The sequence below is a fragment of the Streptomyces sp. NPDC060002 genome (genome assembly GCF_042737245.1).
Classification (GTDB): domain Bacteria; phylum Actinomycetota; class Actinomycetes; order Streptomycetales; family Streptomycetaceae; genus Streptomyces.
Genome location: NZ_JBHWUW010000018.1, coordinates 68,196 through 89,760 on the forward strand (window position 1 = coordinate 68,196; position 21,565 = coordinate 89,760).

Annotated in this window: 18 protein-coding genes; 7 read left to right on the forward strand and 11 right to left on the reverse strand. The window is 71.1% G+C overall.

The window, feature by feature from the left end; all coding sequences use genetic code 11:
- Positions 1–59: 59 nt before the first annotated feature.
- The 5 genes from cpt to ACFWBD_RS18290 all read right to left on the reverse strand — a co-directional run bounded on the left by cpt (position 60) and on the right by ACFWBD_RS18290 (position 5,941).
- The gene (cpt, locus tag ACFWBD_RS18270; RefSeq protein ID WP_385667598.1) at positions 60–593 is read right to left on the reverse strand and encodes a chloramphenicol phosphotransferase CPT; all 534 of its coding nucleotides are present in this window, start codon (positions 591–593) and stop codon (positions 60–62) included.
- Between the two features lie 64 nt (positions 594–657).
- A complete protein-coding gene (locus ACFWBD_RS18275) occupies positions 658–2,412 on the reverse strand; it encodes an NAD+ synthase (protein ID WP_385667599.1) in 1,755 nt (584 codons plus the stop codon).
- 115 nt (positions 2,413–2,527) lie between these two features.
- Positions 2,528–4,468 carry a protease pro-enzyme activation domain-containing protein gene (locus ACFWBD_RS18280; RefSeq protein WP_385667600.1) on the reverse strand — a complete coding sequence of 647 codons (1,941 nt, stop codon included), beginning with the start codon at positions 4,466–4,468 and terminating at the stop codon, positions 2,528–2,530.
- Between the two features lie 187 nt (positions 4,469–4,655).
- Positions 4,656–5,255: a DUF305 domain-containing protein gene (locus tag ACFWBD_RS18285; protein ID WP_385667601.1), complete on the reverse strand. Its 600-nt coding sequence runs from the start codon at positions 5,253–5,255 to the stop codon at positions 4,656–4,658.
- Between the two features lie 11 nt (positions 5,256–5,266).
- A complete protein-coding gene (locus ACFWBD_RS18290) occupies positions 5,267–5,941 on the reverse strand; it encodes a DUF3105 domain-containing protein (protein ID WP_385667602.1) in 675 nt (224 codons plus the stop codon).
- Positions 5,942–6,253: 312 nt separating this feature from the next.
- On the opposite strand from ACFWBD_RS18290, the gene ACFWBD_RS18295 reads away from it, so the two are divergent.
- Both ACFWBD_RS18295 and ACFWBD_RS18300 read left to right on the forward strand, forming a co-directional pair.
- A complete protein-coding gene (locus ACFWBD_RS18295) occupies positions 6,254–6,700 on the forward strand; it encodes an RrF2 family transcriptional regulator (protein WP_385667603.1) in 447 nt (148 codons plus the stop codon).
- Between the two features lie 308 nt (positions 6,701–7,008).
- The gene (locus ACFWBD_RS18300; RefSeq protein ID WP_385667604.1) at positions 7,009–7,275 is read left to right on the forward strand and encodes a DUF6959 family protein; all 267 of its coding nucleotides are present in this window, start codon (positions 7,009–7,011) and stop codon (positions 7,273–7,275) included.
- 135 nt (positions 7,276–7,410) lie between these two features.
- Here the strand turns inward: ACFWBD_RS18300 and ACFWBD_RS18305 are convergent, their stop codons facing one another.
- Positions 7,411–8,634, reverse strand: a complete 1,224-nt coding sequence (locus tag ACFWBD_RS18305) for a globin domain-containing protein (protein ID WP_385667605.1) — start codon at positions 8,632–8,634, stop codon at positions 7,411–7,413.
- 328 nt (positions 8,635–8,962) lie between these two features.
- Between ACFWBD_RS18305 and ACFWBD_RS18310 the strand changes: the two genes are divergently transcribed.
- Positions 8,963–10,324: a glutamine synthetase family protein gene (locus tag ACFWBD_RS18310; protein WP_020126756.1), complete on the forward strand. Its 1,362-nt coding sequence runs from the start codon at positions 8,963–8,965 to the stop codon at positions 10,322–10,324.
- A gap of 145 nt (positions 10,325–10,469) precedes the next feature.
- Here ACFWBD_RS18310 and ACFWBD_RS18315 read toward each other — a convergent pair whose 3' ends face one another.
- Both ACFWBD_RS18315 and ACFWBD_RS18320 read right to left on the reverse strand, forming a co-directional pair.
- Positions 10,470–10,613, reverse strand: a complete 144-nt coding sequence (locus ACFWBD_RS18315; protein ID WP_385667606.1) for a hypothetical protein — start codon at positions 10,611–10,613, stop codon at positions 10,470–10,472.
- Between the two features lie 56 nt (positions 10,614–10,669).
- On the reverse strand, positions 10,670–11,104 hold the full coding sequence (locus tag ACFWBD_RS18320) for a VOC family protein (protein ID WP_385667607.1): 435 nt from the start codon (positions 11,102–11,104) through the stop codon (positions 10,670–10,672).
- Positions 11,105–11,436: 332 nt separating this feature from the next.
- On the opposite strand from ACFWBD_RS18320, the gene ACFWBD_RS18325 reads away from it, so the two are divergent.
- Positions 11,437–14,433: a bifunctional [glutamine synthetase] adenylyltransferase/[glutamine synthetase]-adenylyl-L-tyrosine phosphorylase gene (locus tag ACFWBD_RS18325; RefSeq protein ID WP_385667608.1), complete on the forward strand. Its 2,997-nt coding sequence runs from the start codon at positions 11,437–11,439 to the stop codon at positions 14,431–14,433.
- Between the two features lie 5 nt (positions 14,434–14,438).
- Here the strand turns inward: ACFWBD_RS18325 and ACFWBD_RS18330 are convergent, their stop codons facing one another.
- A complete protein-coding gene (locus ACFWBD_RS18330; protein WP_385667609.1) occupies positions 14,439–15,521 on the reverse strand; it encodes a DMT family transporter in 1,083 nt (360 codons plus the stop codon).
- A 71-nt stretch (positions 15,522–15,592) separates the two neighbouring features.
- Between ACFWBD_RS18330 and ACFWBD_RS18335 the strand changes: the two genes are divergently transcribed.
- Positions 15,593–16,504: a LysR family transcriptional regulator gene (locus ACFWBD_RS18335; protein ID WP_385667610.1), complete on the forward strand. Its 912-nt coding sequence runs from the start codon at positions 15,593–15,595 to the stop codon at positions 16,502–16,504.
- Between the two features lie 231 nt (positions 16,505–16,735).
- On the opposite strand, the gene ACFWBD_RS18340 is transcribed toward ACFWBD_RS18335, so the two are convergent.
- Positions 16,736–17,596, reverse strand: coding sequence for a phosphatase PAP2 family protein (locus ACFWBD_RS18340; protein ID WP_385667612.1), 861 nt, complete (start codon positions 17,594–17,596; stop codon positions 16,736–16,738).
- A 131-nt stretch (positions 17,597–17,727) separates the two neighbouring features.
- On the reverse strand, positions 17,728–18,762 hold the full coding sequence (locus ACFWBD_RS18345) for a LacI family DNA-binding transcriptional regulator (RefSeq protein ID WP_020126750.1): 1,035 nt from the start codon (positions 18,760–18,762) through the stop codon (positions 17,728–17,730).
- A gap of 398 nt (positions 18,763–19,160) precedes the next feature.
- Here ACFWBD_RS18345 and ACFWBD_RS18350 point away from each other — a divergent pair, with 398 nt between their 5' ends.
- On the forward strand, positions 19,161–20,432 hold the full coding sequence (locus tag ACFWBD_RS18350) for an extracellular solute-binding protein (RefSeq protein ID WP_385667614.1): 1,272 nt from the start codon (positions 19,161–19,163) through the stop codon (positions 20,430–20,432).
- A 115-nt stretch (positions 20,433–20,547) separates the two neighbouring features.
- Entirely contained in the window at positions 20,548–21,552 is a 1,005-nt protein-coding gene (locus ACFWBD_RS18355; protein WP_385667616.1) for a carbohydrate ABC transporter permease, read from the forward strand.
- The last annotated feature ends 13 nt before the right edge of the window (positions 21,553–21,565 follow it).

A 21,565-nucleotide genomic window follows, 5' to 3' on the forward strand; every position in this document is an offset into this window, starting at 1 on the left:
GAGGTGCGCCGCGCCGGCCGGGACAGGTCGCTGTCCGCGGCCGGCTTCAGCGCCGCAGGTCAGTCGGTCCGGGCGGCGACGGCCCGCGCGCAGTCCAGGGACTCGGTGTGGGTGGTGTCCACCTCGAGGTCGTAGAGCACGCCCTGGTGGACCAGGTCCGCCTGGGACGCGGCCATGCCCGGGGCCCGGTCCCCGCGGGCGAGCTCGCGGCCCGCGGCGACCGCGCTCTCGCATCTGACGCCCACCCAGAGCACGTCCAGCCCGGCGAGGGCCTTCCGCCACTCCTGCTGGGACGCGGCTCCGCCGAGGAAGACGTCGTCGATGACGACCCGGGCGCCCGCGCGGACCGTCGCGGCGACCCCCTCCTGCCACGCCGTCTGGAGCGTCCGGAACTCGGGACCTACGTTCACGCCGCCGTCCGCGGTGAACTCGATCCCCGCGTCCGAGGCCCGCATGGACGCGGGCATGGCCTCGACCAGCGAGTCCACCCCGACGGCGAGCCAGGGATCCGGCAGGACCGCCTGGAGACACCGGACGATCCCGGACTTGCCCGAGCTGGAGCCGCCGTTCAGCACGATCACTTGAGTGGTCACCGCGCCACCGTAGAGGCACCGCGTGTCTTCGCCGCAACCTGTTTCGGAGCCGCGGGGGCGGCCGTCACACCGACTCGCGCCAGCCGTTCGTGATGGGCAGGCGGCGGTCCTTGCCGAAGCCCTTCGCCGAGATCTTCGTGCCCGGCGGGTACTGGCGCCGCTTGTACTCGGCGGTGTCCACCATGCGGAGGGTCTTGACGACCAGCTCACGGTCGTAGCCCGCCGCGACGATCGCGTCCGCGCCCTGATCCCGGTCGACGTACAGCTCGAGGATCGCGTCCAGGACGGGGTAGTCCGGGAGCGAGTCGGTGTCGACCTGGCCGGGGCGCAGCTCGGCGCTCGGCGGCTTGGTGATCGAGTTCTCGGGGATCGGTTGGGTCTGGCCCCGCTCCGCCGCGGCGCGGTTGCGCCACTGCGCGAGCCGGAAGATCCACGTCTTGTAGACGTCCTTGATGGGGCCGTACGCGCCGACCGAGTCGCCGTACAGCGTCGAGTAGCCGACCGCCAGCTCCGACTTGTTGCCGGGGGCGAGGACGATGTGGCCCTCCTGGTTGGAGACGGCCATCAGCAGGGTTCCGCGCAGACGCGACTGGAGGTTCTCCTCCGCCAGACCGGTCAGGCCGAGCGAGCCCATGTACGCGTCGAACATCGGCTCGATCGGGACCGTGCGGAAGTTCAGGCCCGTCCGGCGCGCCAGCTCCGCCGCGTCGCCCTTCGAGTGCTCGGAGGAGTACTTCGACGGCATCGACACGCCGTACACGTTCTGCGCGCCCAGCGCGTCGCACGCGATCGCCGCGACGAGGGCCGAGTCGATGCCGCCCGACAGGCCGATGAGCACCGAACGGAAGCCGTTCTTCGCGACGTACGCGCGCAGGCCCACGACCAGCGCCGAGTAGATCTCCTCGGCGTCGTCCAGCCGCTCCGCGTACCCGCCGCTCAGCTCGGGCTCGTACGCCGGAACGGGGTCCTGCGACACCACGACGCGGTCGATGCGCAGACCGTCGTCCACGATGCCCGTGGGCGCGTCGGCCGAGGCCGCGGGCAGGTCGAGGTCCAGGACCACGCACCCTTCGGAGAACTGCGGCGCCCGCGCCACGACCTCGCCGTCACGGTCGACGACGATCGAGTCGCCGTCGAAGACCAGCTCGTCCTGCCCGCCGATCATCGCGAGGTACGCGGTGGTGCAGCCGGCCTCCTGGGCCCGCTTGCGGACCAGCTCCAGCCGGGTGTCGTCCTTGTCGCGCTCGTAGGGGGAGGCGTTGATGGAGAGCAGCAGACCGGCCTCGGCGGAGCGCGCCGCGGGGACCCGGCCGCCGTCCTGCCAGAGGTCCTCGCAGATCGCGAGGGCCACGTCGACGCCACGCACCCGCAGCACCGGCATGGTGTCGCCCGGCACGAAGTAGCGGAACTCGTCGAAGACGCCGTAGTTGGGCAGATGGTGCTTGGCGAAGGAGAGGATCACCTCGCCGCCGTGCAGCACCGCCGCCGCGTTGCGCGGCGAGCCGGCCGGGCGGCCGAACTTGGGCCGGCCGCCCTCGGACCGGTCGAGGAAGCCGACGACGACCGGCAGTTCGCCGAAGCCCTCGTCGGCGAGGCGGACGGCGAGCTCGCGCAGGGCCGTGCGGGAGGCCTCGACGAAGGAGGAGCGCAGGGCGAGGTCCTCGACGGGATACCCGGTCAGCGCCATCTCCGGGAACGCCACGAGATGCGCTCCCTGCTCGGCGGAGTGCCGGGTCCAGCGGAGGATCGTTTCGGTGTTGCCGACGAGGTCGCCGACGCGCGAGTCGATCTGGTTCAGAGCGAGACGAAGTTGAGGCACGCGCATCAGTGTAATCGTCAATGCGACGCGATGGGGGGCGCGGGGTGTCGGATACCCCACGCCCCCCCATCGTCCGCATGGTCCGCGTCATGCGCACCGCACGCGGACGACCTGCTCAGCGCCGGCGGTACGACTCCACGTAACCGTTTGCGGGCGTACCCACACCGGTGACGTCGTCATAGCCCTTCACGGCCGACAGCGAGCTGTCCTTGCCGAGGCTGCGGACGGAGGTCAGCAGCCCGTCCGTCGCGTCGTAGCCGTTGGCGAAGTCGACGCGCGCGACCGCGAGCCCCGACCCGGTCGGGTTGTCCGTGACGTCGTGGTAGACCCGCGAGCCGTACTTGGAGTAGATCGACGGGTTGGCGAAGCCGATCGCCTTGCCGCCGCGCGCCTCCTGGCCCAGGGCCTGCACGGCCGCGATGACCGGCGCGGCCAGCGAGGTGCCGCCGATGCGGTACTCGCTGTACTGCTCGGTCCCGTCCGGGAAGGTCTGGGTCTGGCCGACCTTGAAGCCGGTGTTCGGGTCGGCGATCGCCGAGATGTCCGGGACGACGCGGTTGCCGGCGGCGCTGTTCGCCGTGGCGAGCGTCTTCGGCACGACGGCCTTCTGGTAGTACGGCTCGGCGACGGTCCTGCTCGTGCCGCCGCCCGCACCCGAGGTGTACGCGCCCGGGAAGTCCGTCCAGCTCCTGCCGTCGGCCGACAGCGAGGCCTTGTCGGTGCCCCAGCCGGTCTCCCACTGGTACTTGTCGTTCTTGCCGACCGCCAGCGAGGTACCGCCGACCGCCGTCACCCACGCGGAGTTGGCCGGGGTGTCGACCTGCTTCGTGCCGGTGTTGGCGACCTCGTCGCCGTTGTCGCCGGAGGAGAAGTAGAAACCGATTCCCTCGACCGCGCCGAACTGGAAGACCTGGTCGTAGGCGGCCGCGAGGTCCGGCGTCTGGTTGGCCTCGATGTCGCCCCACGAGTTGGAGACGATGTCGGCCAGGTGGTTGTCGACGACCTTGCTGAGCGAGTCGAGCAGATCGTCGTCGTAACAGGACGCGGCGCCCACGTACGTGACGTTCGCGGCCGGTGCGACCGCGTGCACGGCCTCGATGTCGAGGGTCTCCTCGCCGTACCAGCCGGCCGCCCCGCACTCCTCGGTCCGTGTGTAGTCCGCCGGCAGGACCTGGGTCAGCTGCCCGGTCTTCCAGCGCGCGTCGCCGTGCGCCTTCGCGTAGGTGGCCGCGTCATAGGCGATCGTCGGCGAGGCGTACGCGTCGGTGATGGCGATGCGCACCCCCTTGCCGGTGTAGCCGCCCGCGCCGTACGCGGCCCGCAGCTGCTTGCCGGTGTACCCCTGCACGGCGTACGGGATCTTCTTGCCGTACGCCGAGGGGAGGGTGCTCGCGGTGTCGGAGCCGTAGTACGAGGAGAACGGCCCGGAGTTCTTGAACACCGCGTCCGGCGGCGGGAGCTGGTCCTTGGACGCGGCCTTGTGCGGTGCGTTGTCCAGGCCGGTGACGGTCAGGACGGCGCCGTCCAGGCTCGCGGGAGCCGAGGCCGACTTCGAGGGCGCGCGGTAAGTGCTGCTGCCCTTGGTGTAGTTGTGCAGCTGGGTGCCGAACGCCTGCTCGACGGCGGCCACGTCACCGCTGACGGACACGTAGTGCTGCGTCGTGCCGGTGACCTTCAGACCGGCCGCCGTCAGCCACGACCTGACCGCGGCCACCTGGGCCTCGGTCGCGCCGAATCGGGACTGGGCCTGCTGGGCGGAGAGGTACTCGCCGTAGGCGGGCGAGGCGGGGTCGGACACGGACTTCGCGTACGCGGCGAGGCCGGTGGCGTCCCGCCCCGCGAGGTAGACGCGGGCGGAGACCTTGGCGCTGTCCGAGGTCGAGCCCTTGTCCGCCTTGGCCGTGGCCCACGCGGGCCTGGTCCCGGCCAGCGTGTCACGGGTCGGGCTGTCCACGGCGTGCGCGGCGGGTATGCCGAGCGCCAGCGCGCCGGCGATCATGGGCAGTGTCGCTGCCATGCTCGCTCCGGCGCGCAGCGCGGCGCGGTTGGATCTCATAGGACCCCCTGTATGTGGTTCGACGCGAGTAGATCACTCGACGTGCGGGCCACTCTTGCGACGAACGCTTCATGCCAGGGGAATGCGAAAACCAAGAAGCGCCCAAGTGACCGCTTGCTGGGCTGATTTGACGGAAACGTCCGTGAAATCGAGGGAAAACCCTATGGATTGGGCCGGGGGACGTCGGCTACGGCTTCGCCCCGCGGGCTTTCAGCATGTCGGTCATCAGGTCGATCTCCGACTGCTGCGCCTCGACCATGCCCTGCGCGAGCCGCTTCTCCACCTTGACCGTGCACTTGGCGACACACGCCTCGGCCATGTGGATGCCGCCCTTGTGGTGGTCGGTCATGAGCTGGAGGTAGAGGACCTCGGCCTGCCTGCCGTCGAGCGTGCCGAGCTTCGTCAGCTCGGTGTCGGTGGCCATGCCGGGCATGAGCGCACCGTCCTCGCCGTCGGTCGTCCCGCCCATGCCCATCCAGGTCATGGGCCCGTCGGACGACACCTTCGGCAGGCCCCAGAGATCCAGCCACCCGAGCAGCATGCCGCGCTGGTTGGCCTGCGTCTGCGCGATGTCGTAGGCGAGCCGCCGGACGTCCTCGTCGGCCGTCCGGTCCCGCACGATGTACGACATCTCGACGGCCTGCTGGTGGTGCACCGCCATGTCCCGGGCGAACCCGGCGTCGGCGGAGTCGGCGGCGGGCGGCGCGGTGTCCGTCGCGCCGTCCTCGGCGACGGAGTAGGTGACGGCCCCGGCGGCGACGAGTACTCCGGCCACGGCGACCGCCACTCCCGCGTACCTCACTGCGGCAGACCACCCGTGCACGCGGCGCCCGGCTCGGGCGTCTGATCGCCCTGCACGAACTTCTCGAAGAACTTGCCCAGGTTCGCGTCGCTCGCGCCCGTCACCGTGCGCTGGTGCCCCCACGCGGTGAGCATGATGGGGTCGGCCTGGGCGTCGTCCGGGCTCATGAGCGTGTAGGGCGTCTTCTTGACCTTGGCGGCGAGGGCGTCGACGTCGGCCTTGCTCGCCTTGCTGTTGTACGTCACCCAGACCGCGCCGTGCTCGAGCGAGTGCACGGCGTTCATGTTGTCGAGGGTCCTGGTGTAGACGTCACCGTTGCAGTTCATCCAGACCTGGTTGTGGTCCCCGCCGACGGGGGGCTCGGTCGGGTACTTCACGGTCTTGGTGACGTGGGTACGCCCGAGCGTGCCCTTCCACGTCTTGACCCCGTCCGCACCCGTGACGAAGTGACCCGAGGCCGCCTTGCCGTCGGCTGCGGTGCCCTTGTCGTCGCCGGACTGCGACTTCACGACGAACACGCCACCGGCGACCAGCGCGACCACGGCGACGACACTGCCGCCGATCACGAGAAACCGGTTACGCCGCTCCCGGCCCTGCTCGGCCCGCCGCATCTCCTCTATGCGCGCCTTGCGCGCCGCGTTGCCGTTGCCGGTCTTGTTGGCGGAACCCATGAGGCCTGTCCTTCGGGAAAAGGGGCGGGACGGTCGGGGTGTTCGAGTCCGCTGATCGTAAGGGGGGCGACGGGGAAAGCCGTAGACAGGTCACAGCCAAGAGATGGGCGACAGTCACGGCCAAGGGGGTGGGGTGCGTGGGCCGGGGTGCGTGGGCCGGGTTGAGCGGGCCGGGGTGCGTGGGCCGGGTTGAGCGGGCCGGGGTGCGTGGGCCGGGTTGAGCGGGTTGGGTTGAGCCGGCCGGGGTGAGCGGGCTGGGGTGGGTGGGCGGATAATTTGAACCGGAGATGCGCATTATCTACGCTTCCTCCCATGCGGCTGTTGCGATCCACCGACCTGGCACTGCGCGTCCTCATGCGACTCGCGGTGGCGGGCGACACCCCGGAGGCCACCCCCACGACCCGTGACGTGGCGGCCGCCATGGAGGTGCCCTACACCCACGCGGCCAAGGTCGTGGCCGAGCTCCAGCACATGGGCCTGCTGGAGGCCCGTCGCGGCAGGGGCGGCGGCCTGACCCTCACCGACCGGGGCCGCGCGGCGTCCGTCGGTACGGTGGTCCGCGCCTTCGAGGGGGACGGCGACGTAGTCGACTGCGAGGGCGGCGCCACCCCCTGCCCCCTGGCCTCGGCCTGTCGGCTGCGCGGCGCCCTGCGTCAGGCCCAGGAGGCGTTCTTCGCGTCCCTGGACCCGATCACGGTCGCGGACATCGTGGCGGAACCCACGGGGCCGCTGCTGCTGGGGATCTCGAGGTTCGCCTGATTCCACCGGCGTCGCGCGGGTCGGCGGCGCATGGGCCGCACCGCACAGGTCGGGTCCGCTTGGGTCGGGTCCGCGCGGGCCGCACCGCACAGGTCGGGTCCGCTTGGGTCGGGTCCGCGCGGGCCGCACCGCACAGGTCGGGTCCGCTTGGGTCGGGTCCGCGCGGGTCGGCGCCGCTTGGGTGGGTGAGGATCCGTGACTCCACCCCACGTCAGCCACGGTTTCCGGGCCTCGCCCGCCCCGTCCTTCACGCTTTCCCCCTGGCAATGCGGTTGTAGCCGCATCGTCGGGCCGGATTGGATGGCCCGATGGAACGCATCGAAGCAGAGCTCTTCACCGCCGGCGGCAACAACGCCGTAGTCCGCCTGCCCGGCCGACGCTTCCCCGGGGTTCTGGTGCAGGGCGACTCCCTGCACATCCTCCGCACCGACATGGCCGAGCTGGTCGAGGCGTGCGACCGCGGTGACCTGGGCGACGCCCGCGACACCGCAGGGCTTCTCCTGGCCGGCCTCGATGCCATGCTGGAGCGCTACGGCGCCGCGTTGGACGAGCACGAGATCCCGCGGCCGTACTGAGCCGGGCCGCCCGCGCCACGCCCCGGCCGTTCCCCGCTCGACGCGATCCCGGGCTCGCCGCGGTCCGGGAGCAGCCGGGCCGCGGCGGGGGCGGTGGACGAGGGCGGGCGTAGGGCAGGGCACCGGTCACGCGGCTCAGGCCCGGGCCAGCCACAGGTCCGGGCCGAACACCTCGTAGTGCACGTCCGCCGGGGCGACCCCCTTCTCGATCAGCTGCGCCCGCACGGCCCGCATGAACGGCAGCGGACCGCACAGGTACGCGCGCGTGCCCGGCGCCACGGGTACGTCCGCGAGGTCGGCCAGGCCCGTCCGGGCGGGTGCCGGGGCCTCCCGCTCGTACCAGAGGTGCACGGTGGCGTCCGGCAGCTTCGCCGCGTACGCCTCGTGGTCCGTCCGCAGGGCGTGGTCCGCGGGGGAGCGGTCGGCGTGGACGACCGTGACCGGCGCGTCGTGGCCGGTGGCGGCGAGGTGGGCGAGCATCGCCACGATCGGGGTGACGCCGATGCCGGCCGAGGCGAGGAGCAGAGGGGTTCCCGCGGCGTCGTCGAGGACGAGGTCGCCGTACGGCTCGGAGAGCTCCAGCACGCTGCCCGCCCGCACGCGCGCGTGGAGGTGGTTCGAGACCTCGCCCTCCGGTGTCGTCGCCCCGCCGGACACCCGCTTGACGCTGATCCGGCGGACCTCGGCCCCCGGTGCGCCGGACAGGCTGTACTGCCGTATCTGGCGGGCGCCGTCGGGCAGTTGGGCGCGGACGGACACGTACTGGCCCGCGCGGAAGTCCCTGACCGGCGCGCCGTCGACCGGGCGCAGGCCGAAGGTGACGACGTCCTCGGTCTCCCGGACGCGTTCCACGACCTCCCAGGCGCGCCACGCGTCGCCCCCGCTCTCCTCGTACAGGCGGCGCTCGATCGCGATCAGCGCGTTCGCCATCAGCCAGTAGACCTCGTCCCAGGCCGCGGCGACCTCGGGGGTGACCGCCTCGCCCAGGACGTCGGCGATGGCGGCGAAGAGGTGCTCGTGGACGACCTCGTACTGCTCGGGCGCGATGCCGAGCGAGGCGTGCTTGTGGGCGATACGGGTGAGCATCGCGTCGGGGCGGTCCTGCGGACGGCTCCCGGCGTCGCCCTGAGGGCGATCCGGCGCGTGCCCGACGAGACGCGTGGCGAAGGCGGCTATGGACCCGGCCAGAGCCTGGCGCTGGGTGCCCGCCGCCTGGTTGCCGCGGTTGAACAGGTCGCGGAGGAGGTCCGGATGCGTCGCGAAGAGGCCGGCGTAGAAGCGCTCGGTGATCTCACCGATGGCCGCGCCCACGGCGGGGAGGGTGGCGCGGACGGTGGCAGCGGACTGTTCGGACAGCATCGGGGCTCCTCAAAGCTCACTCGGTGTTCTGCTGTCCGGCACGCTAGTTAAACTTGCATCTGAGATGCAAATTAAATGGGTGAGGGGGGACGGAGGGGGTGGGGCATTACGGATGTCGGTGCGAGCAGGCAAGATGGGCAGCAGAGCAGTACACCTGCCGGAAGGCAGCACATCTGCCGGACGTGAGGCGTTCAGGCCCGGGTCGCCGAAGCGATCATGGTCGGCAACGCGCACGAAATGGTGTTGTGGTGTGATGCTCGGGTGCCCGACCGCCTCTCCGTGGGACGGGAAACAGGCGGCCTGACCAGCAAGGATGGGGAAGCGCAAGATGGACAAGCAGCAGGAGTTCGTGCTCCGGACGTTGGAGGAGCGCGACATCCGGTTCGTACGGCTGTGGTTCACGGACGTGCTGGGCTTCCTCAAGTCCGTCGCCGTGGCCCCGGCCGAGCTCGAACAGGCCTTCGATGAGGGCATCGGCTTCGACGGCTCCGCGATCGAGGGCTTCGCCCGGGTCTACGAGTCCGACATGATCGCCAAGCCGGATCCGTCAACCTTCCAGGTCCTGCCCTGGCGGGCGGAGGCCCCCGGTACCGCCCGCATGTTCTGCGACATCCTCATGCCGGACGGCTCCCCGTCCTTCGCCGACCCGAGGTACGTGCTGAAGCGCGCCCTGGCGCGCGCCTCCGACCTGGGCTTCACCTTCTACACCCACCCCGAGATCGAGTTCTTCCTGCTGAAGAACAAGCCGACCGACGGCTCCCGCCCGACCCCGGCCGACAACTCCGGCTACTTCGACCACACCCCGCAGAACGTCGGCATGGACTTCCGCCGCCAGGCGATCACCATGCTCGAGTCGATGGGCATCTCGGTCGAGTTCTCCCACCACGAGGGCGCCCCCGGCCAGCAGGAGATCGACCTGCGCTACGCCGACGCGCTCTCCACGGCCGACAACATCATGACGTTCCGCCTGGTCATGAAGCAGGTCGCGCTGGAGCAGGGGGTCCAGGCGACCTTCATGCCGAAGCCGTTCTCCGAGCACCCCGGCAGCGGGATGCACACGCACCTCTCCCTCTTCGAGGGCGACCGCAACGCGTTCTACGAGTCGGGCGCGGAGTACCAGCTCTCCAAGGTCGGCCGGTCCTTCATCGCCGGTCTGCTGAAGCACGCCGCCGAGATCGCCGCCGTCACCAACCAGTGGGTCAACTCCTACAAGCGCATCTGGGGCGGCTCCGAGCGCACGGCCGGCGCGGGCGGCGAGGCGCCGTCGTACATCTGCTGGGGCCACAACAACCGTTCCGCGCTGGTCCGCGTGCCGATGTACAAGCCCGGCAAGACGGGCTCCGCACGCATCGAGGTCCGCTCCCTCGACTCCGGTACCAACCCGTACCTGGCGTACGCCATGCTCCTCGCCGCCGGCCTCAAGGGCGTCGAGGAGGGCTACGAGCTTCCGCCGGGCGCCGAGGACGACGTCTGGGCGCTGTCCGACGCCGAACGCCGCGCGATGGGGATCGAGCCCCTCCCGCAGAACCTCGGCGAGGCCCTGGGCCTGATGGAGCGTAGCGACCTCGTCGCCGAGACCCTCGGCGAACACGTCTTCGACTTCTTCCTCCGCAACAAGAAGGCGGAGTGGGAGGAGTACCGCAGCGAGGTCACGGCCTTCGAGCTGCGGAAGAACCTGCCGGTGCTGTAGGGGCAGGCCACGGCGGGTTTCCCGATGGACGACACGCACGTGGGGCCGACGGTCGTGAACCGTCGGCCCCACGCGCGTCTCCGCGCAGAAGAGGCTCGTCGGCGGGGATTCGGGCCGCCGACCCACCCGCACCCCCACCGGGGCCTCAGCGGGTTCGGAGGGCCTGGTGGGCGCCGTGCGCTTCGGTGAAGGTCCGGATCGACGGCAGGTCGTTCGCGACGGACGTGTCGCGCGCCTTCATCCTTCTGCCGTCGCGATGGGCCAGGTCGATCCATACGGCGAGACCCACCCTGCCAGCGGATCGTTCGTGGATCGGCCGGCATCGCCCGCGCCCTTGCCGGAGCCCTACCGGGCCTTCAGTTTCGCCAGGACCTGGTGGAGCGGTTCCGTCTCCCGGCGGCGGTACTCCTGGATCGCCCAGCCGTTGCCGTCGGGATCCTTGAAGTACATGAAGGTCGCTCCGTCCTGCGGGGCGAACTGCTGGGGTTCCGTGACGTCCAGGCCGCGGGCCGTCAGTTCCTCGTGCGCGGCCTTCGCGTCCGTCACGCAGAGTTGCATGCCGTGGTACGTGCCCGGCTGCGGGGTTCCCGTCGGGACCTGGAGGCCGTCGACCAGGGCGATCGAGCAGCCGGAGCCGGGTGGGGTGAGCTGGACGATCCGTACGCCCTCCATGACCTCGCCGTCGAGGTCTACGTGGAAGCCGACCTTGTCGCGGTAGAACTCCTTGGCCCGGTCCACGTCGGACACCGGCAGCAGGATCACCTCTAGGGTCATGTCCATGGCTTGACTCCCTTGACTTCATCGTCGCGGCCGTCGCTCTTCACCCAACCGAAGTCCCGCAGGACCCGAAGCTCCGCAGGGCCCGAAGTCCCGCAGGGCCCGAAGCTCCGCAGGGCCCGAAGTCCCGCAGGACCCGAAACTCCGCAGGACCCGAAGTCCCGCAGGACCCGAAGCCCCGCAGGGCCCGAAGTCCCGCAGGACCCGAAGCCCCGCAGGACCCGAAGTCCCGCAGGACCCGAAGTCCCACAGAACCGGAAACCGGGCCGGGGCGCCACCGAAAGGCGCGGGTTACGCTCAGGTGCGTACGACCTTGATCCGAGGGAGGGCCGGGGATGATGGCGCCGGGGCGCAGGAGCAGCACCTTCACACGGCTGCTGCGGCACGGCTTCACCGACCCGTCCGCCGCCGAGCGGCTCCTGGACGGGCCCGAGCTGTCGCCGGTGCGCAACGATCCCTTTCTGCTGGAGGCCCTCGGCGGCACCGCCGATCCCGATCTCGCCCTGCACGGTCTCGTCCGGCTGCTGGAGGCCCAGCCCGGGCCCACCGCCCGTCGGGAGTTGCTCGACACGCTGATAGCGGCCAAGCCGCTGCGCGACCGGCTGCTGGGGGTGCTGGGGGCGTCCGCCGCCCTCGCCGACCACCTCGCCCGGCATCCGCGGGACTGGGAGGTGCTGGTCACGTACGAGCCGCGGGACCTGCATCCCGGGGTGGAGGAGTTCGAGCGGGGCCTGGCCGAGGCCACGGACCCCGTGTCGCTGCGCGTCGCCTACCGGCGCTGCCTGCTGTCCATCGCGGCGCGTGACGTGTGCGGGACGACCGACCTCGCCGAGACCGCCGCCGAGCTCGCCGATCTTGCCACCGCCACACTGCGGGCCGCCCTGGGCCTCGCCCGGGCCGCCGCGCCCGACGACGCCGCGTTGTGCCGGCTCGCCGTCATCGCGATGGGAAAGTGCGGCGGGCACGAGCTGAACTACGTGTCCGACGTCGACGTGATCTTCGTGGGCGAGGCCGTCGACGGGGCCGACGAGGGCAAGGCGCTGCGGGCCGCCGCCAAACTGGCCGCGCACCTGATGCGGATCTGTTCCGAGACCACCGTGGAAGGGTCCATCTGGCCCGTCGACGCCAATCTGCGGCCCGAGGGGCGCAACGGGCCGCTGGTGCGGACGCTGTCCAGTCACCTCGCCTACTACCAGCGGTGGGCCAAGACCTGGGAGTTCCAGGCCCTGTTGAAGGCGCGGCCGGTGGCCGGTGACCTGGCACTCGGGGCCGAGTACGTCGCCGCCGTGGGGCCCCTGGTGTGGCAGGCCGCCGAGCGCGAGAACTTCGTCGTCGACGTGCAGAAGATGCGGCGGCGGGTCGTCGAGAACATCCCGGTCGCCGAGGTCGAGCGGGAACTGAAGCTGGGGCCCGGTGGGCTGCGGGACGTCGAGTTCGCCGTGCAGCTGTTGCAGCTGGTGCACGGGCGGGCCGACGCGTCCTTGCGGAGCGGCACCACGCTCGACGCCCTCCAGTCGCTCGCCGCGGGGGGATACGTCGGACGCGCCGACGCCGAGCAACTGGACGCCGCGTACCGGTTCCTGCGGTCCATGGAGCATCGGATCCAGCTCTACCGGCTGCGGCGGACCCATCTGGTCCCCGAGGCCGAGACCGACCTGCGGCGGCTGGGCCGCTCACTCGGACTGCGGACCGACCCGGTCGCCGAGCTCGGCCAGGAGTGGAAGCGGCACGCCGCCGTGGTGCGTCGGCTGCACGAGAAGCTGTTCTACCGGCCGTTGCTCGACGCCGTCGCCCAACTCGCGTCCGGTGAGACCCGGTTGAGCCCGAAGGCGGCCCGGGAGCGGCTGGTCGCGCTCGGGTACGCCGACCCCGCGTCCGCGCTGCGTCACCTGGAGGCGCTGGCCTCGGGTGTCACGCGCAAGGCGGCCATCCAGCGCACCCTGCTGCCGGTTCTGCTGGGCTGGTTCGCGGACTCCGCCGACCCGGACGCCGGCCTGCTCAACTTCCGCAAGGTGTCGGACGCGCTCGGCAAGACGCCCTGGTATCTGCGGTTGCTGCGGGACGAGGGCGCCGCCGCGGAGAACCTCGCGCGGGTGCTGTCCGCCGGGCGGCTCGCCCCCGATCTGCTGATGCGGGCGCCGGAGGCGGTGGCGCTGCTCGGCGACGGGGACGGCGGCGGGCTCGAGCCGCGCGGGCGGGCGCAGTTGGAGCAGGAGATACTCGCCGCGGTGCGACGGGCCGACGGCGTGGTGCAGGCCGTCACCGCGGCGCGTGGGGTCCGTCGGCGTGAGCTGTTCCGCACGTCCGCCGCCGACATCGTCGCCTCCTACGGCACGGAGGCGCAGCCGGTCGAGGCGGATCAGGGCGCGCTCGTGGACCGGGTGGGCGGGGCCGTTTCCGACCTCACGGCGGCCACGCTGGCCGGCACGCTGCGCGCGGTCGTGCGGGACGGCTGGGGCGACACCCTTCCGACGTGTTTCGCCGTCATCGGCATGGGCCGCTTCGGCGGTCATGAACTGGGCTACGGCTCCGACGCCGACGTCCTGTTCGTGCACGAGCCCCGGGACGGCGTCGACGAGCGCGAGGCGGCGGAGGCCGCGAACAAGGTCGTCTCCGAGATGCGCCGGCTGCTCCAGATCCCCAGTGCCGATCCGCCGCTGCTCATCGACGCCGACCTGCGTCCGGAGGGCAAGTCCGGGCCGCTCGTACGCACGTTGAAATCGTACGAGGCCTACTATCGGCGCTGGTCGCTCGGTTGGGAGTCACAGGCGTTGCTGCGGGCCGAAGTCGTCGCCGGGGACGAGGAGTTGGGGCGTCGGTTCATCGAGCTGATCGACCCGCTGCGGTATCCGGCGGACGGGCTCGGCGAGGAGGCCGTGCGGGAGATCCGGCGTTTGAAGGCGCGGATGGAGTCGGAGCGGATGCCCCGGGGCGCCGATCCGAAGCTGCACACCAAGCTCGGGCCGGGCGGCCTGTCCGACGTCGAGTGGACCGTGCAACTGGTCCAGATGCGGCACGGCTCCACGCATCCGGGGCTGCGGACCACCCGCACCCGTGAGGCCCTCGCCGCCGCGCGCGACGCCGGGCTCGTCCCGGGGGAGGACGCGGCGACGCTGGACGAGGCGTGGGTGCTGGCGACCCGGGTGCGCAACGCGGTGATGCTGGTGCGCGGGCGGGCCGGGGACACCTTCCCGTCCGGCCCCCGGGAACTGCTCGCGGTGGGGCGGTACCTGGGGTACGGGCCCGGCCGGGTGGGCGACATGCTCGACGACTACCGCCGGACCGCGCGGCGGGCTCGGGGCGTGGTGGACGAGCTGTTCTACAGCGGCTGAGTCGCTCACCGCGACCCGCCGCTCAGCTCGGCCGGCGGAGCTGGGCGACGGGCTGGCGCACCGTCGTGCCGCGCACCGTCGTATGTCGCGCCGTCGCAGGTAGCACCGTCATGCGTCGTACCGTCGTACGTCGTGTCGTCATGCGTCGTACCGTCGTGCGGCGTACGCGGCGCACCGTCGTACGTCGTACCGTCGTGCGGCGCACCTGCCGACCCGCGCGTGCGCGACGCCGTGTTCCGCCGGGTCAGCCCCACGCCCACCAGCACCACCGCCATGCCCGCGAGAACGCGTACGCCGATCTGCTCGTCCAGGACCGCCGCGCCCAGCGCGACCGACACGACCGGGAGCAGGTAGCCGACCGTCGCCGCCGTGGTGGGGCCCTCGTCCGCTATCAGGCGGTAGTTGAGGTAGAAGGTCACGCCCGTGCCGAGGACGCCCAGCGCGGCGACGGCGAGCAGGGCGGTGACGTCCGGACGGAAGGGGCCGGCCGCGGGGAGGGCCAGGGTGCTCCAGGCCGTGGCGGCGAGGAGCTGGGCCGCCGACATGGCCATGGGGGCCTCCGAGGCCGTCAGGTGCCGGGCCATGTAGGCGAAGGCCACGGCGTAGCTGGCCGCCGCGGCCAGCAGGTACAGGGCGGGCAGGCTGAGCAGGCCCTCGTGGTGCCAGGGGGCGAAGATCAGGACCGTTCCGGCGAAGCCCAGGACGAGGCCGGTCAGGCGTACGGGGCGCAGGGCCCGGTCCGTGCCCAGGCCGATGCCGATGAGGAGCGACCAGAGGGGGGTCGTGGCGTTGAGGACGCCCGCGATGCCCGAGTCGAGGTGCTGCTCGCCCAGCGCGAAGAGGGCGAAGGGCAGCGCGTTGCAGAACAGGGCGGCCACGGCGAGATGGCCCCAGGCGGTCCGGGACCGGGGGAGGCGCTGGCCCGCCCGGCGGGCCAGGAGCAGCAGGACGGCCGTGCCCAGGGCGCACCGGACGATGGTGATCTGGGCGGGGGTCAGGCCGTGGGTCAGGGCCAGCTTGATCCAGAGGAAGCCGGAGCCCCAGAAGAGGGCGAGCACGGCCATGCGGAGCGTGGAGGCGAGGGGCATGTCCCTACGGTCGTCCCCCCGACCTGTGAGGACAAGTGAAATGTTCTTGATGGTTCGTTAAGCTGTACTGCATGCTTGATGTGCGGCGGATGCAGGTGTTGCGGGCGGTCGTGGGGAACGGGTCCGTGACGGGGGCCGCGGCCGTGCTGGGGTACACGCCGTCCGCCGTCAGTCAGCAGATCGCCGCCCTGGAGAAGGAGGCGGGGGCCGCGTTGCTGGAGCGGGTCGGCCGGGGCGTACGGCCCACGGCTGCCGGACTTCTGCTCACAAGGTACGCGGATGTCATCGGGCGGCAGGTCGCCGAGGCCGAGACGGCCCTCTCGGACCTGCTCGCCGGGCGGACCGGGCGGCTGGGGGTGCGGTACTTCGCGACCGCGGGTGCGGGGCTGGTGGCGCCGGCCGTGGCGCGGCTGCGGGAGGCACATCCCGGCGTCCGGATCGAGCTGAAGCTGACGGTCGATCCCGAGGACCCGCTGGCGGAGGTACGGGAAGGGCGGGCCGACCTGGCGTTGCTGGTGAGTTGGGAAGGGCGGCAGGCCAACGGCGTACGGCTGCTGCACCTGCTCGACGATCCCTATCTCGCCGTTCTGCCGCGCGGGCACCGGCTCGCCGGGCGGCGGAGTGTGCGGCTGGCGGAGCTGGCCGAGGAGGCGTTCGTGGGGAGCGAGTGGCCGGGGCCCTGTCTCGACGCCCAGCTGGACGCGTGCTCGGCGGCCGGGTTCCGGCCCCGGTTCGTGGTGCACAGCGAGGACTACGTGACCGCCCAGGGGTTCGTCGCCGCCGGACTCGGCGTGAGTCTGGTGCCGCGGCTGGGGCTCGGCAGCCGGCATCCGGGGATCGTCGTCCGGGAGGTGCGTGATCCGGTGCCGGTGCGGGCCATCCAGGCGGTGGTCCGGGAGACGGCGCCCGCGCAACCGGCGCTGGACGCGTTCATCGACGCGCTGAGGGGGGCCGCGGGGGCATCGCGAGGCCCTGCATCGTGAGGCCTGTACGGCGTGAGGCCTGTACGGCGCCGGTCGGGCTGTGCGGCCCCGGTCGGGGGCGCCCGCAGGGTCCGCGCGGGGTGGTGTCCAGGGTCCGGCACTGAGCGTCGAGCCGGGGTGCGCAGGGTCGCAGCCGGGGTGCGCAGGGTCGCAGCCGTGGCGCGGAGGGTCGCAGCCGTGGCGCCGAGGGTCGCAGCCGTGGCGTCGAGCGACAAGCCGTGATGCCGAGTGTCAGACCTTCGTGGGGAGCAGCGGCCTGCCCTGCCCCTTCGGCGGCACCCGTCTCGGCAGGGCGTACGGCATGCCCCCGTACCAGACACGGGCCACCGCGAAGCCGAACGCCAGGCAGAGGAAACCGCCCACGGCGTCCAGCCAGAAGTGGTTGGCCGTCGCGACGATCACCACCAGGGTCGCCGTCGGGTAGAGCAGGCCCAGGATGCGCACCCAGGGCAGCTTGGCCAGCGCGAACACCGTCAGACCGCACCACAGGGACCAGCCGATGTGCATCGACGGCATCGCCGCGTACTGGTTCGACATGTGCTTGAGGTCGCCGGACGCCATCGAACCCCAGGTCTGGTGGACCATCACCGTGTCGACGAAATCACCGCCCGGCATCAGCCGCGGGGGCGCCAGCGGGTACAGGTAGTAGCCCACCAGGGCCACGGCCGTGGTGGCGAAGAGCACCAGGCGCGTCGCCGCGTAGCGCCCCGGGTGGCTGCGGTAGAGCCAGACCAGGACGGTCAGCGTGACGATGAAGTGCAGGGTCGCGTAGTAGTAGTTCATGCCCACGATGAGCCAGGTCACCGAGTTCACCGCGTGGTTGACGGACTCCTCCACGGCGATGCCGAGGCTGTGCTCCGCGCGCCAGATCCAGTCCGTGTTGCGCAGCGCCTCGGCGCGTTGTTCCGGGACCGCGTTGCGCACCAGTGAGTACGTCCAGTAGCTCACCGCGATGAGAAGGATCTCGAACCAGAGGCGGGGGCGGCGGGGGCTGCGCAGCCGGTCGAGGCGGCGCTGCCGGGGCGCGGCCGTGACGGGGTCTGGAAGGGCCTGGTCACGGCCTTCCAATGGCGTCACAGTCGATTCACCCATGGACACAAAGTCTGCCAGAGAAGACCTCTTGGCCCGATCATCCCTCGGTCGGGTTGGGCCCGCACTTTCTACGACGGCGGGCGCGCTGCGTCTACTGCCGGCGTACCGGTGGAAGCCCGGGTGTCTCCGCCCTACGGACGATTCCGGTCCCCGGGCGCCGAAGCGGTCGAACCACGCACCACCAGTTCCGGCATGAACACGAACTCGCTGTGCGGCGCCGGAGTACCGCCGATCTCCTCCAGGAGCGTGCGGACGGCGGCCTGGCCCATCGCCGGGACCGGCTTGCGGACGGTCGTGAGGGGCGGGTCCGTGAAGGCGATCAGCGGGGAGTCGTCGAAGCCGACCACCGAGATGTCCTGCGGCACCGCCAGACCGCGCTGCCTGGCCGCCCGTATCGCGCCCAGCGCCATCATGTCGCTGGCGCAGACGATCGCCGTACAGCCGCGGTCGATCAGGGCCGTGGTCGCCGCCTGGCCGCCCTCGAGGGTGTAGAGGGAGTGCTGGACCAGGTCGGTCTCGATCGTCTCGGGGTTGAGGCCCAGTTGTTCCTGGACCGCCCTGACGAAGCCCTCGATCTTGCGCTGGACCGGCACGAAACGCTTGGGGCCGAGCGCCAGCCCCACCCGGGTGTGGCCGAGCGAGACGAGATGGGTGACCGCCAGGGTCATCGCCGCCCGGTCGTCGGGGGAGATGAACGGTGCCTGGACCTTCGGCGAGAAACCGTCCACCAGCACGAAGGGCACGCCCTGCGCCCGCAGCTGCTCGTAGCGCTGCATGTCGGCCGTGGTGTCCGCGTGCAGGCCCGAGACGTAGATGATGCCGGCGACCCCGCGGTCGACCAGCATCTCGGTCAGCTCGTCCTCGGTGGAACCGCCCGGGGTCTGGGTGGCGAGGACTGGGGTGTAGCCCTGGCGGGTCAGCGCCTGGCCGATGACCTGGGCCAGGGCCGGGAATATCGGGTTCTCCAGCTCCGGCGTGATGAGGCCGACGAGCCCCGCGCTGCGCTGGCGCAGCCGGACCGGGCGCTCGTACCCCAGGACGTCCAGAGCGGCGAGCACGGATTGACGGGTGGTGGCGGCGACGCCGGGCTTGCCGTTGAGAACGCGGCTGACGGTCGCTTCGCTCACCCCCGCCTGCGCAGCGATGTCGGCAAGCCGTGTGGTCACAGGGGTGGACTGTACCGGTCGGGTGCTGCGTTGCACACCGATCGGACGCCGGGGGCGACCTGTCGGACGGCCCGCGGGCTGCTGCGTCATCGCGCTCCCTAGTGAAAGTGATGGCAAGAGCTTGCAGAGTCTTGCACAGCGGCCCCGTGCCCGGCTGTCAGGCCCCTCAACCGCGACAACTACGGTCTCACGGCGGTCGAGGAGAGGTCACACACGGGTCACGTGCGGATAACTTCGGAGTTCTCTTGCACTTTTTTTCTGCAAGGTCTTTCGTGCCGCTTACATCGCTGTTACGTTCACGTCGCCCGACGGCAGCAACGGCGCGGTCGGAGTCGGCAGGACAGCGGACGGGACCGCTTCCTGTAGCTAAACGGGCTCTCACCCTCAAGGAGAAACTCATGCGGCGTGGCATAGCGGCCACCGCGCTGGTGGCGTCCTTCGCCCTCGCGGCGACGGCCTGCGGCGGAGACGACAGCGGCAGCGACAACTCGTCCGGGCCGGTCACCATCACCTGGTGGGACACCTCCAACGCCACCAATGAGGCGCCGACGTACCAGGCCCTGGTCAAGCAGTTCGAGGCCGCCAACAAGGACGTCAAGGTCAAGTACGTCAACGTGCCCTTCGACCAGGCGCAGAACAAGTTCGACACGGCCGCCGGCGCCTCCGGCGCCCCGGACGTGCTGCGCTCCGAGGTCGGCTGGACCCCCGCCTTCGCCAAGAAGGGCTTCTTCCTGCCGCTGGACGGCACCGAGGCGCTCAAGGACCAGGCCAAGTTCAAGTCGAACCTGATCGAGCAGGCCAAGTACGAGGGCAAGACGTACGGCGTGCCGATCGTCACCGACACCCTCGCGCTGGTCTACAACAAGGCCCTCTTCGCGAAGGCCGGCATCGAGGCCCCCAAGACCTGGGACGACCTGAAGACCGCCGCCGCCACCATCAAGGCCAAGACCGGCGTCGACGGCTACTGGGGCTCCACCCAGGCCTACTACGCCCAGTCCTTCCTCTACGGCGAGGGCACCGACACCGTCGACGCCGACGCCAAGAAGATCACCGTCAACTCGGCGGAGGCGAAGAAGGCGTACGGCACCTGGCTGGGCCTCTTCGACGGCAAGGGCCTGCACAAGGCCGACACCACCGCCGACGCGTACGCCCACATCCAGGACGCGTTCGTCAACGGCAAGGTCGCGGCGATCGTCCAGGGGCCCTGGGAGATCACGAACTTCTACAAGGGCAGCGCCTTCACGGACAAGACCAACCTCGGTATCGCCACCGTCCCGGCCGGCTCCGCCGGTACGGCGGGCGCCCCGACCGGCGGCCACAACCTCTCGGTCTACGCCGGCTCGGACAAGGCCCACCAGGCCGCCGCGCTGAAGTTCGTCAACTTCATGACCTCCGCGACGAGCCAGGCGACCATCGCCCAGAAGAACTCCACGCTGCCGACGCGCGACGACGCCTACACCGCCGCCGTCAAGGCCGACCCGGGCATCGCCGGCTACCAGACGGTCCTGTCCGCCGCCCAGCCGCGCCCGGCACTGCCGGAGTACAGCTCCCTCTGGGGTCCGCTCGACACCGAACTGCCCAAGATCGCGGGCGGCAAGGAGACCCTCGACAAGGGCCTGAGCGCCGCTGAACTCGCCATCGCCAAGCTGGTGCCGGACTTCAGCAAGTGAGCCCGAGTGGCCGCCGGATCTCCCCCCCCGTGGGTGTGGGAGATCCGGCGGCCACCGGCCTGTGAGCCGTACCCCCCTCGACGATCCAGCGTGAAGATCCAGAAGGTGTCGAACCATGACAGTCGCCATCGACCGCGCGACCGGCAAGCGCCGCGGTGACCGTGAGCCGAAGCCCGGGCCGGCCGGGCGCCTGAGGCGCGGCTACCAGAAGCACTGGTACGCCTACGTCATGATCGCCCCGGTGGCGGTCGTCCTCGGCGTGCTCGTGCTGTACCCGCTGGTGTACGGCCTGTACCTGACGCTGACCGACGCCAACAGCCTGAACACCGCGCGCACGATCGGCGTCAACCACATCGACGCCACCTACAAGTTCATCGGCCTCGACAACTACGCCGACATCCTGTGGGGCCCGACGGCCTACGACCGCTTCTGGTCGCACTTCATCTGGACGATCGTGTGGACGGCGGCCTGTGTCGCCCTGCACTACGGCATCGGACTCGGCCTCGCGCTGCTGCTCAACCAGAAACTGCGCGGGCGGACCCTGTACCGGCTGATCCTGGTGCTGCCGTGGGCGGTGCCCACCTTCGTCACCGTCTTCGGCTGGCGGTTCATGCTCGCCGACGGCGGCATCATCAACTCCGCGCTCGACGCCCTGCACCTGCCCTCGCCCCTGTGGCTCGAGGACACCTTCTGGCAGCGGTTCGCCGCGATCATGGTCAACACCTGGTGCGGTGTGCCGTTCATGATGATCTCGCTGCTCGGCGGCCTCCAGGCCATCGACGCCTCCCTCTACGAGGCCGCCGAGATGGACGGCGCCAGCGCCTGGCAGCGCTTCCGGTTCGTCACCCTGCCGGGGCTGCGGTCCGTCAGCTCCACCGTCGTCCTGCTGGGCATCATCTGGACCTTCAACCAGTTCGCCGTGATCTTCCTGCTGTTCGGCACCACCGCACCCGACGCGCAGATCCTCGTCACCTGGGCGTACTACCTCGGCTTCGGACAGCAGCCACGTGACTTCGCCCAGTCCGCCGCCTACGGCATCCTGCTGCTGGCCATCCTGATCGTCTTCACCTCGTTCTACCGCCGCTGGCTGAACCGCAACGAGCAGCAGCTCGCGATCTGAGGCAGGAGTTCCC